The organism is Bacillus cereus group sp. BceL220 (assembly GCF_051776965.1).
Classification (GTDB): Bacteria; Bacillota; Bacilli; order Bacillales; family Bacillaceae_G; genus Bacillus_A; species Bacillus_A cereus.
Window position 1 is genome coordinate 131,759 of sequence record NZ_JBPWBC010000008.1, and the last position, 12,840, is coordinate 144,598.

A 12,840-nucleotide genomic window follows, 5' to 3' on the forward strand; every position below is an offset into this window, starting at 1 on the left:
CGCCGATCTATATTTTCTTGAGAATTTTTTAATGCGTATAATGGTTAAGATTTTTATATAATATATAAATCTATAATTTAACTTTTGTAGTGAAATCTATGACTTTATTAATAATCCCATAGAGGTAACCTGATATATTCTTTTCTTTCCCATATACTCCTGTTTATTATTCTCAAGATTAGTAAGTGTGGCGCGTGTCTTTTCCTTTTGTGCTTCTCCCTCTATATGAGTAAACTCAATACAATCTCCTACCTTGACTGAAACAGTTTGGCTCTCAGCATCTTGTTGTCTATTTCCTATAATTTCTTTATTGTACAAAATATTACCGGATAAATTCTGGACTTTAATGCTTGCATACGTATTAGTAAAATAAGAATGGGGTATACCCGCTTCTAATTTAAGCTGCATTTTTTCTGTTGCTTTGTTATATTCTATTTTCGCGATTTCTCGATCATTATATCCCTTTAATGACCATGCAAATTGATTTCCATCTAAAACCGTTGTTTCTGGCATTTTCTCTACTTTCTTCAAGCCTTCTTTTGTAACTTGATATCTTGCTGTTTTTCCAATGGTTTCATTTTTGTTATTTTCAAGGTTAATTAAAGTTGCTCGCGTTTTTTCCTTTGTTGCTTCTCCTTCTATATGGGTAAATTCAATGTAATCCCCTACCTTGACAGGCACAGTTTGGCTTTCAGCATTTTGTTGTTTATTTCCCACGATTTCCTTATTGTACAGAACGTTACCAGAAGAATTCTGGACCTTAATACTCGCATACGTACTAGCAAAATAGGAATGTGGTACACCTGCTTCTAGTTTTACCTTCATCTCTTCTACCGTTTTATCATAATCTACTTTTGCAATTTCTCTATCACTATATCCTTTTAATGACCATGCAAACTTGTTTCCTTCTAAAATTGTTGCTTCTGGCATTTTTTCTACTTTCTTCAGACCTTCCTTTGTAACTTCGTATATGGCTTTTTTTCCAAAGCTCTCTTGTTTACTATTATCTACATTTGTAAGAGTAGCTCTATGTACACCTTCTAGATGTGTTAACTCTATATAATCGCCTACTTTGACTGGAACTTTTTGCGATTCAGCATTTTGCTGTTTGTTTCCATAAATCTCTTTGTTATAGACCACTTTACCTGATGTGTTTTGCACTTTAATACTTGCATATGTACTATCAAAGTAGTCATGTGGTACACCTGCTTTTAGATTAATTTGCATTTCTTCTGTTGATTTATTTAAATTTACTTTCGCAAATTCGAAATCTCCAATCCCTTTCAGCGACCATGCAAATTCATTACCTTCAAAAATGTTTGGAGATTCATTTTTGATTTGTACCTTTTTCTCAACAGTTTGATCAAATATATCCGTTAATACAATTTTTGCATAAGCATTTGTTGGTAATGATATAGATTGACTGATTACATTTTGATAGGATTTAATATCATTAATTACGTTAATAGGTTGGCCCGTCATATTTTCATTGTTATAAATTTCAATTTTCCCCTTAAATTGCGGTGTACTATTTTCTTTTAGTTTCCAAGATACATTTAATTTTTCATTTTCATAATATATAGATTGGATATCAAAATCTAATTTTCCTATTTCAGGTTGAGTAGGTTGATTTAGCTTGAATATTTTTCCTGACCCAATAGTAGACTGCGTATTACCTCCTGCTTTGACCCATACATATTCTGAAGTAGATCCTCCATCATATTGATAAGTATTATCATGCGTTCCAGAAATACTTTGATTATTCCAAGAACTCCATTGTTTATCAACTAATTTTCGGCTATAACCATTTTTTAGGCGCGCTTCTCGAACATTCTGTCCACTATCAGCCCAGTCTTCTTGAAACATTCCTAATCCATGATTAAATGCAACATTAGCAACCGGAAAGTCCATAATTGCAATTTGATGCCATTTATTCTTTGTTACATCTTTCATCCATTGTCCAAATTTAGTATGACCATTTTCTTGCCATGAACGCATTGTCATTGTGTACCAATTGTAGTCTTTCCAACCATAAGTTGTTTGAACCTTCATTCCTGTTCCTTCTCCTCCAAAGGGTCCAGCTTGCGAATTCGGAGATAAGTATTCGGCCTTTATTGCTTCTTTAGAGGAAATTGGATCCCATAAGGCAAAATGTAAAGTGCGTTTTCCATTTTCATCAAACCCACTTTGTTGTTGAAAACCAGCATATCCTCCAGCTTCACCACCTGCATTCCAGTTGTGTACAGCCCAGTACGTATAAGGTGGAGTCTGAACTGGTGACCAGTCTATACTAATAATATCTGAGGCAGGTATATTTTGGGGACTCACATAAACTGCTGGAGCAGCTGAATGTGTTGCAGCTTTAGTGTGCGAAATAGACGTTCCAAACATAGAAAACATGCTACATGCTGCGGTCATTATAATAACTTTATTAAATCTTTTCTTCGTTTTCTGACTAATCACTAATCTACATCCTTTTCTAATTTTTATTATTGAATAATAACTTAGTAGAGAAATCTATCAAAATTCAAACAACATCCAGTAAATCTTTAAAATACTGCCCCAATTTTATGTTGTTCTATCTTCACATCTGATTCTTACATGTTATTTGATTGTAAGTGGTTTCCATAAAGATAACGCAAATATCCAATTCGGGTCACCATTTCCTTGATAATTTTGAACAGCTTCATACACTGTCCCTTGATGTTCTACTTTATCGCCCTTTGTATATGCCTTCTTTGGATCCCATTTTTCATAAGATACATTTTGATCTTTGGTTTTTACAAGAAGAATTTCACTTTGAATTGATGTATTTCCAGCTGCATCTACAGCCTTCACTGCATATTTATATTCCTTATTAACTGTTAAATTTTGATCAGTAAACGTCGTTCCTTGTACCGTTTGAATCAATTGCCCATCACGTAATACCTGATATTCTTTTACACCTATATTATCTGTAGAAGGATTCCATTTTAGCTCTACACTGTTAGAAGTAAGGTTGCTTGCATATAATCCTTTTGGCTGTGTGGGAGCTTCTGTATCTGGTTTCGGATTAACAATTTGATTTACTTTTTTCAGGCCATTCTTTGTAACTTCATACATTACTTTTTTATCAAGGCTTTCACGTTTATTATTATCTAAATTTATTAATGTTGCCCTCTCTCCGCCTTCTAAATGTGTAAACTCAATAAAATCGCCGGTCTTTACTGAAACTTTTTGTGTTCCAGCATTTTGCTGTTTATTCCCATAAAACTCATTGTTATATACTACTTTACCTGATGTGTTTTGCACTTTAATACTTGCATATGTACTATCAAAGTAGTTATGTGGTACACCTGCTTTTAAGTCTACTTGCATTTCTTCTGTCGATTTATTGAAATTAATTTTAGCAAACTCGAAATCACTAATTCCTTTTAGTGACCATGCAAACTGGTTTCCTTCTAAAATATTATTTACATTAGGCATATCTGGTTTAATTGGATTAGAATCCGTACCCTTCCAAATCTCTGCTGTTAAAATTGGATATCCTAATGCAGCTACTTTTTGAATAGTATCGTTATTTGGACGTAATCCCCACTTCTCAAAGAAAGGAATCAAATTTTGTTTGGCTACTTTTGATGCTGAAATCATAAATAATTGTTTTTTATTTTCATCAGTTTGTGGAAGTTCACTTGCAGGCATGTCTCTATACAATTGATGCAATTTAGGATAGAAATCCTCTCCATACGCTAACTGTAGTTGCCAAAGCATAACAAGCTTTACAAAAACATCGCTAATTTCATCATAATTTTTATTCACTTGTTCTAGATATTGAAATGCTTTTGGATAAATTCCACTTTTCTCTAAGTTGGATGGTTGATTAAATGCTTTTTCTACAGATAGGCTGTATATATTATTTTGTACTTCTGTCATATTATAAAACTTCCAGGGCGATTGTTGTCTCAAATGTCCTGCCTCATGCCAAGGGCCCCAGCCATCTGTTATAAATTTATTAATATCTAACACGTATTGGATTGCATCTCCTACATATGCTGTTCGATAAGAAGTTGCATACATATAATAATCAGGAGAATGATTTTCTTCTACGTAATGAACATAATGTTTATCTACTTGTTCTTCAGATAATCCAGCTACTTTGTCTTGAATTCGAGTAGCTTCATCCATCTTTTTTAAGAGTTGTACAGGATCTGTATTAGAACCCAACAAATATTTCTTAACACGTGCAGGACTGGCCGTAATTAATACACGTTCGCCTTTTAACTCCACTGCATGTGCATTAGGATATTGGTCCAGCATGTTTATTAAATCTTGTTTCGTATGCTTTCCTAGTTCAAAGAAAGGCATAGTCGTTCCACCTGTTGTGATTGTTGTTCGAATGGTACCACCTTGCTGTTTATTATAAAAATAAATCAGCCCCCCATTTGGAGATTGGATTGTGTTTACACCAGGTTTTAATGTAAATGATTTTATCTTAGAATCTTCTCTCCAAGAAGCATCATACGAATACGTTCCAATATATACCTGAATATCTTGATTACCTTCTACATTAATCGTTATTTGTTCATTTGGTTTTGCATATAAACCAGTTGGTTCATATGGACTAAATGCCATACTTTTTCTTTCCTGTTGTTTTAGTACCTCAACATCTCCTTTTCCTGGGACTGTAAATGTTATATTTTCTGATTTAACTGACTTTTCACTTTGCAGTGATGTCGATAAATTTTTTTGCTGCTCCTTTTGCTCCGCAAAGACATCTGATGAAGAAATCATTCCAGTCGCAAGCATAGTTACTGTAGCAGTAGCTGCAAGTATTTTTCTAGTTTTATGTTTTGAATTATCCCCCATATTATCTCCCTCATTTTTCCTTAGTACTCTTAAGGATTTTTTGTTTTCTTCTTCATGTTTTTACAATCTAAACTATTCATACTATTTAAGTTGTGTCTATTACTCTATATTTTTTCATAAATATCTCCTTTTCTTTATTTATTATTGTATATAAATGTTATTTGATGACACATTAAATAACAACTTTACGATAAACTCATCGATAACAGCCTATTATGTTTTGATTCTGTATTCTAAACTTCCATCTAATTGGAGAAATACACCCAATTGGAGAAATAAGTAAATAATTTTCAGCATTTAAGGGTTCGGATCTCACAAAAAAATTCATAAAACTTTTTTCACTTTAAAGGTTAATATAATTGCAACCACATTTGTTTAAGCCTCCACCTTTTTTGAAAAAAAAGCATCTAATTCCATTTGAATTAGATGCTTACATTTAGTCCTTAGGACAAATATTCTAAACTATTTATGTACTTGTAAATCTTTTTTTATTACTTCCCAGAGTGAATTATCTTGACGCATTGTTTTACCCTCTTCATCCCATTTTATTTTTCCTGTTCCCAATTCATAATCCATCCCTGTCCATGTGTCTTCACGAAATGCATAGAATGATTTATGCCAACCTTTTTGGTTGAAGATAGAAATAAGATCTTGCATGTATTGGGTAGCTCCTGGAACAGTACGGTTAATTCCAAACTCCTCTGCAATAATTCGATTAGATGATACATGATTTTTCTTAGACCATTGTTGGATTGGCTTCAAAAATTGCTCTAATCCCTGCTTATTCCACATTACAGGTTTCTCTAAATCTCTTACTTTTACTAATCCTGGATATTGATACTCCTTATTTTGTTTTTCACCTTGACTCGTTAATTCATATGGTTCATACATATGAAATGCATATAGGGTTTTTTTATCATTTACTGGTTTTAAATATTTAAAGGCCCATGGAGTAGCATATAAACCTGAATCTAAAATAATCGGTGTTTCTTGGTCTACTTCACGAATGGAATTGATTACTTTTTGATAAAATCTGTTTAAATCCGCTGTCGTTCCCTTCACTTTTGCATACCATTTCTCATAATCTTCCGTCCAAAAATCATTATATCTATTATTTTTAGCTGTTTCTGGATGTGGTTCATTTATAATATTATAACCAACCACCGCGGGGTGATCTTTTAATTCCAAAGCAAGATCCTTCCAAAATTGACTTGCTTGTTCTTGATACTTCTCTTCTTCCCATATTCTGTCGTCATTCTTGTTATTATTAAATTGGCGCCATCGATCACCAGGTAAGGATAACATTGTAAGAACAACTTTCATTCCTTGTGATTTTGCGGCATCTAAATCCGCCTTTAATTTTTCTAAATCCTCCTTTACTAATCCCTGATAGTTATCTGCATTACCTATCAGAAAATCCTTTCCAGAAGTATCTGGTTTATCCTCAAATAGAAAATCTTTATCTTTTGCCCATTTATCAGGTGCTAAACGTACATATTCAATATTAGCTTCTTTTGCACTTTTATAGTTTTCAGGTAATGACGTACTATTCATGAAATTAGTACCCTTTCTTTTCGAATCCCAAAAACTAATTTTTGAATCGCCTTTGTGGTATGTATCAGCTCTTACATTCATTTCCTGTACTCCGAAACTCATCATGCCTAATAACGCAACAATTGGCAAAATTTTTTTCACAACTTTTCCTTCTTTCTCTTTATATTTAACACACATAACATACCTTTGTTTTGTTACAGGAATATGGCAATTTTCCAAAAATGCTTTTTTAGTTTATAAGATAGCAGCGCATTCATAGAAATGAAAGAGATAATTAGAACATTGCTTCATTTTCAAAGAAACAAAAAAGGAATCCTTTACGGATCCCTTTTTGCAATGCACTCTTTTTCAAATGGTACATTTTGCACCTACTTTTAGTATACCTTATAATTCCTATAAAATAAATAAGATTAACTGAAATTTACTTCAAACTGTGATAGAAAACATAATTAAGAAGCGCAGATAACTAAATATTATCCCTTTTATTAAATAAAAAAGATTAAATAATTCCCCCTCCAAACTAGGACCCTTTTACACTTTTTTTACAAATATTATTATAGTTAGATAAACCAAATCATTACCCCATTAACAAAGAGACTCCATAATCGGAGTCCCTTTGTTAATTAGCTATTAAAAATGATAGCATGTGATTATTGTATAATTTTTTCCTTTTTTAGATCTGCATATTCTTCTACGAAATCCCATAAACCTTGCTTTTCGAAGTAAGAAATACTTTTTTCACTTCTTCTAAGAGTTTAATTGCTTCATCTTCATTAAGAGAACGTAAAATATTGAAATGATATACATACTCTTCATTTCCTAATTCCATACAAACTGCTAATCCTTTTTCAAATTGCTTTAAGAATATACAAGCTGTCCCTAATGTGTTTTCACAAGAAGCAACTTTCACCTCATACCCCATTAGCCCAAAATACAAGGAATATAGATACTTATTTTACTTTCAAAGGCTGAAACCTTGCTGCATAACTATTGAAAATAAACATAAGAAAGACGTTCAAATCCATATAGATAGAACGTCTTTTCACTTTACTTTATACATATACTGATTTTTCACTTATTCATTTTGCATTGTACTTAAAAAATCCATAAATTCATCTTCATTTACAGGTTTACTGTAGTAATAGCCCTGAATTAGATAACACGCATTACGTTGTAACACTGTTAATTGTTCCTTCGTTTCTACCCCTTCTGCTATCACTTTCATGTTTAAAGTATGAGCAAGTGAAATAATGGTTTGTATAATTTCATCTCCATCAGTAGAAGTTCCGATCCTATTAACAAATTCTCTTGGAATTTTTAAAGTATCAATTGGATAAAGAGGCAGATACGCTAGTGAAGAATAACCTGTACCAAAATCGTCAATTGATAAATGTACACCATATGATTTTAATACTTTTAACTTTGATAAGGTTTCTTTTTCATCTACCATTGCTATTCGCTCTGTTAATTCCAAATCAATCGAATTAGCAGGTACTCCTATCTCTTCTATAGTAGATATCATTGTTTGAACAAAATCTTTCTGTTCAAACTCTATAGCTGATAGATTTATCCCGATCTTTAGATTTGAAAAGCCCATAGAATGCCATTCTTTCAGTTGTCGACACGCTTTCTGTAACGTCCACTTCCCAATTGAAATAATCTGCGCCGTTTCTTCTGCGATAGGTATAAACTCAAAAGGAGAAATCAGCCCAAGCTCTGGATGTTGCCAGCGTATTAAAGCCTCTGCACCAATAACTTTACCTGCCTTACTATCAATTTGTGGTTGATACAATAAAAACAACTCATTATTTTCAATTGCATTTGGTAAATCCTGTTCTAATCGTAATCGACGAGTTACTTTTTGAGATAATGTCTCGTCATACATACAAACAGCATTGTTACCTTTTTCTTTTGCGCTATACATAGCGATATCAGCGTGTTGTAAAAGTGTAGTAGTATTTATTCCTCCAAATGGATACACTGCTATTCCTATGCTAAGAGATAAGTAAAAACTATGCTGATTTACTACAAATGGTTCTTCAGTTATACGAAATAAAGTTTTACACAAATCCAATAGCTGTTGCTCTGTTTGGTTATGGACAATGATTGCAAACTCATCTCCACCTATTCTTGCTAGAGGAATAGTCGGTGACAGATATGTCCTAAAACGTTTGGCAACTTCTTTTAAAACTCTGTCACCAATCGAATGACCCAATGTATCATTAATGGTCTTAAAGCGATTTAAATCAATATACAGGAGCCCAAATTTATCCTGTGTTTTTTTCGCACGCTTAATGGATCTATCTAATTCTTGTTGGAAGAATATACGATTTCCAATCTCCGTCACCGTATCATGGAATGCAAGGTAATTTATCTCTTCCTGTTGTTGTTTCATCCTCGTTATGTCTTTTACCATTACATAACTCCCAAAAATTTGACCTTCTATCATAATAGGAACTATAGTGACATACCAAAAGAGCATGTCCTTCTCATTGTTATTTTTCACACGTAACTGTAACGAAGATGAACTACATCGTTTCCCTTTCTTTATAGCTGCTTCCAATTCAGATTTATCTTCATCTAAAAAAATAGAGAAGCACTCTTTCCCTATTAATGCAGTACTTTCTTTTCCTAATAACATACTTCCAGCCTGGTTTATATTTAATACGATACCGTTTGAATCAATCGTTAAAATAGGATCCGGATGATACTCATATAATGACTTAAATCTCTCTTGATTTTTTACCAAATCATTAGATTTATTTATTAAATCCCTTGTTCTCTGAGATACTGTTTGTTCTAATTGATTATTAAACACTTTTAATGTTTTAGTTAACTCTTTGTTTTGCATTCGTACGATTGTATGACGAATCAGTACAAATACAAAAGCAATACAATTTCCCGTAATCAATGTAGCTGAAGAAGTTTGCTCTTTCAAAGTAAAGCCAATTAAGACTGCAACTGCAAGATAAGGGAATATACCAAGAAGTTTCTCTCCAAATGTCGGATTAATAATAAAATAATTTCTTTTAAAAGAAGCATCCTTTGGAATTGTAGCAGCAATAGCGATAAATAATAGTAAAACTCTATACAAACACCTTAAAAATATAACTGAACGCTCTGACAAATCATCCTGTAAGTAGAAATACAAGTAGTCCGTAATAGCCAATCCAGTTAATACTAGAATAAAAATAAACAATTTAATTTTTGCATTGAAAATAGCAGGTCGAAAGATTAGTGTAACTCCAAGTAATAGAAGTAATAAATCTATAATTGGAAAAATAAATGAGAGAAAAACATCTCCAATTGATAAGAATAAGATATTTGCAGATGGTTTATTAAATAGGTACCACTCTAATGTAAAAATGGCAGTAACAACAATGCATAAATCACAAATTAAATATGCTTTCTCCCATTTATTACATTCCATCATAATTTTATAAAAGAACGCAAAGAGAAAGAAGAACAAGAAAAATAACAAAAATACATCAGAGATATTAAAATTTTGTATTGGTAATTCTACATTAAGTACTTGAAAAGCAGATATGAAATTCCCTATCAAGAAACACCCTATCGCAATAGTAATACAAACCCAGAATACTCCTAACTTAATTCTTCTGGATAATATAGAATACAGTAATGAGATAAATACAGTAGTTTCAACAACTAAAGATGATAGCCGGATATTAAAATCTGATACAAAATAAAGATTCGGAAAAACAAATAAAAATATAACACAAAAACTTATATAAGCTATTAAAGCCAATAGCAATACATAAAATTGCACATATGCATGTTTACGCAATGGACTCACCTTCTTGAGTTTTTTCTATACTTTTATTAAAAAGGTCTTGATAGTGGCACAACTCCTACTAATTAAAATGTGTGCAACCTATTATGTATATTATGACCTTTTTAAAAGATTTCTTTCTACATACAACAGTCTTGTTAACTTTTTGTAGATGTTTACAATTATCAATACTGAGGATTCTAAAAAGGATAAGCTGAAAAATGTAGTTTTTTAAGTATTTGCGCATCGTAAATTTGGCGGGTACAACTTATCTACTCTTTACATATGAGATAGAATCTAATCCTCTATTGAATTATAGTTAGTTGCTATCTGTCACACTTAAAAAGGAATGAAATTTACTATCTTTAAAATAGAAATTCAAATTAGTTTACGAAACTACCTGCAACCATTATAGTTACACGAAAAGTTGATGTCAATTTCATATCCTCCCTTTTAACGGACAAAAGACATGACCAATTGAACAAAAATGTGATGTTTATAAAAAGGGCGGTAAAGTTTTATCTCCTTACTCAAAGAATTATAAATGATTTAGGATTAGATGAAATTGAAGCTAATATTGCATCTCCCTAAAAAGAATGTTACTCTAAAAGCAGAATTATGAAAGGAATGATGGATGAACAATGATTAACTAATTTATATTTTAAGTTGAATTTCATAACTTCAAACTACAAAATATAGGGTTAGTCTATCCATTTTTAAAATTCAGTTCATACTTTATTTGTCATGATTCAAATGATTAATAAGTACTTATTAAGTATAGACGAAAGACTAATCCTTCCGATTACAATTGGGGGATTTTTTTATTCCCATTTATGTTAGTTGGAACTTATTAATTGTTAAATTTACCTAACAAATAAAGGAGCAAGAAAAATGAGTACTTCAGACACTATTGTTACACATGTAATGCTCTATATAAGTCGTTAATATCCATCAAACTTATATAGAGCAATTAAAAACTGGATGGATGTTCCGACTTTATATGAAACGTTTCGATATATAAAGGAGGAATTATTATGTCAATGATAAAAGTCCAAGATTTAACTTTTTCATACCCAGGTAGCTTTGATAATATTTTTGAAAGTGTAAACTTCCAAATAGATACGGATTGGAAGCTAGGATTTATCGGTAGAAACGGACGAGGTAAAACGACATTCTTTAATTTATTGTTAGGGAATTATGAGTATGGTGGGAAAATCCTTGCTTCGGTAGAATTCAATTACTTCCCCTACTCTGTTGCAGATAGGAACAAATTCACTCATGAAATCCTTGAAGAAATTTGTCCCCAAGCAGAAGATTGGGAATTTCTGCGTGAGATATCCTATTTAAATGTTGATGCTGAGGTCATGTACAGACCATTTAAAACATTATCAAATGGGGAACAAACAAAGGTGTTGCTTGCTGCACTGTTTTTAAATGAGGGTCAATTTCTATTAATTGATGAACCAACAAATCACTTAGATACTGATGCACGAAAGATAGTCTCTGATTATCTAAGGAAGAAAAAAGGATTTATTTTAATTTCACATGACAGAATCTTTTTAGATGGATGCGTTGACCATATCCTATCTATAAATAGAGCAAATATTGAAGTTCAAAGTGGTAACTATTCTTCTTGGAAGTTAAATTTTGATAGACAGCAAGAGCACGAAGAGACTACAAATGAGCGTCTACAAAAAGACATAGGGAGATTAAAACAGTCTTCCAAGCGTTCAGCAAGTTGGTCTCATGATGTGGAAGCTTCAAAAAATGGAACGAGGAATTCAGGCTCTAAGTTGGATAAGGGGTTTGTAGGACATAAAGCAGCCAAGATGATGAAAAGAGCAAAAAACCTTGAATCAAGGCAACAAAAAGCTATTGAAGAAAAGTCAAAATTACTAAAAAATGTGGAGAAAACTGAGTCATTAAAATTGGAACAATTACAATTTAAATCAAATGAATTGATTACTTTGATTGATGTGTCCGTTAAGTACGATGACCAAATTGTGAATGAGTCGATTAGCTTCATAGTCGAGCAAGGTGACCGAATTGTACTTGATGGAACGAATGGGAGCGGAAAAAGTAGTATCCTAAAACTAATTCTAGGACATCCGATACAGCATACAGGCTTAGTTATTTTAGGTACAGGACTCATCATTTCCTATGTCCAACAAGATACTTCTCATTTGAAGGGATCACTATCAGACTTTATTGAACAGCACAAGATTGATGAGACCTTATTTAAATCCATCCTACGTAAGATGGACTTTGACCGAATTCAATTTGAGAAAGATATATCTCATTATTCTGGTGGCCAAAAGAAAAAACTACTTATCGCTAAAAGCTTATGTGAAAAAGCTCATATATATATATGGGACGAACCACTAAATTTTATAGATATCTATTCCCGTATGCAGATCGAAGAGCTTATTCAACAATTTAATCCCACAATGGTTATTGTTGAGCATGATAAAGCATTTCAACAAACAGTTGCAACAAAAACTATATCTATGTAGCTCAAAACGAATACTTGAAAATATAATCAGCAAATTGAGTCATTGAATTATAAAAACTTTAATGACGTGTTGAAAAAAGCCTAATTTCTCTACAATACATTGAGAAATTAGGCTTTAAATAGTAATAATAAAATTCAT

At 32.1% G+C, this 12,840-nt stretch carries 6 protein-coding genes; 1 reads left to right on the forward strand and 5 read right to left on the reverse strand.

Features of this window, described 5'->3' with window-relative positions; translation table 11 throughout:
* Nucleotides 1-96: 96 nt before the first annotated feature.
* The 5 genes from ACS2FK_RS20770 to ACS2FK_RS20790 form a co-directional block, all read right to left on the reverse strand.
* A complete protein-coding gene (locus ACS2FK_RS20770; RefSeq protein ID WP_063548256.1) occupies nt 97-2,463 on the reverse strand; it encodes a putative mucin/carbohydrate-binding domain-containing protein in 2,367 nt (788 codons plus the stop codon).
* 141 nt (nt 2,464-2,604) lie between these two features.
* Nucleotides 2,605-4,845 (reverse strand): M60 family metallopeptidase, encoded by a 2,241-nt coding sequence (locus ACS2FK_RS20775; protein ID WP_063548258.1) that lies wholly within the window; start codon nt 4,843-4,845, stop codon nt 2,605-2,607.
* 462 nt (nt 4,846-5,307) lie between these two features.
* Complete coding sequence (locus tag ACS2FK_RS20780; protein ID WP_063548260.1) at nt 5,308-6,576, reverse strand: glycoside hydrolase family 5 protein; 1,269 nt, start codon at nt 6,574-6,576, stop codon at nt 5,308-5,310.
* A 514-nt stretch (nt 6,577-7,090) separates the two neighbouring features.
* Entirely contained in the window at nt 7,091-7,321 is a 231-nt protein-coding gene (locus tag ACS2FK_RS20785; RefSeq protein WP_063548262.1) for a hypothetical protein, read from the reverse strand.
* Between the two features lie 153 nt (nt 7,322-7,474).
* A complete protein-coding gene (locus ACS2FK_RS20790; protein WP_063548264.1) occupies nt 7,475-10,204 on the reverse strand; it encodes a GGDEF domain-containing phosphodiesterase in 2,730 nt (909 codons plus the stop codon).
* 1,019 nt (nt 10,205-11,223) lie between these two features.
* On the opposite strand from ACS2FK_RS20790, the gene ACS2FK_RS20795 reads away from it, so the two are divergent.
* Entirely contained in the window at nt 11,224-12,702 is a 1,479-nt protein-coding gene (locus ACS2FK_RS20795) for an Lsa family ABC-F type ribosomal protection protein (RefSeq protein WP_063548266.1), read from the forward strand.
* Nucleotides 12,703-12,840 lie beyond the last annotated feature (138 nt).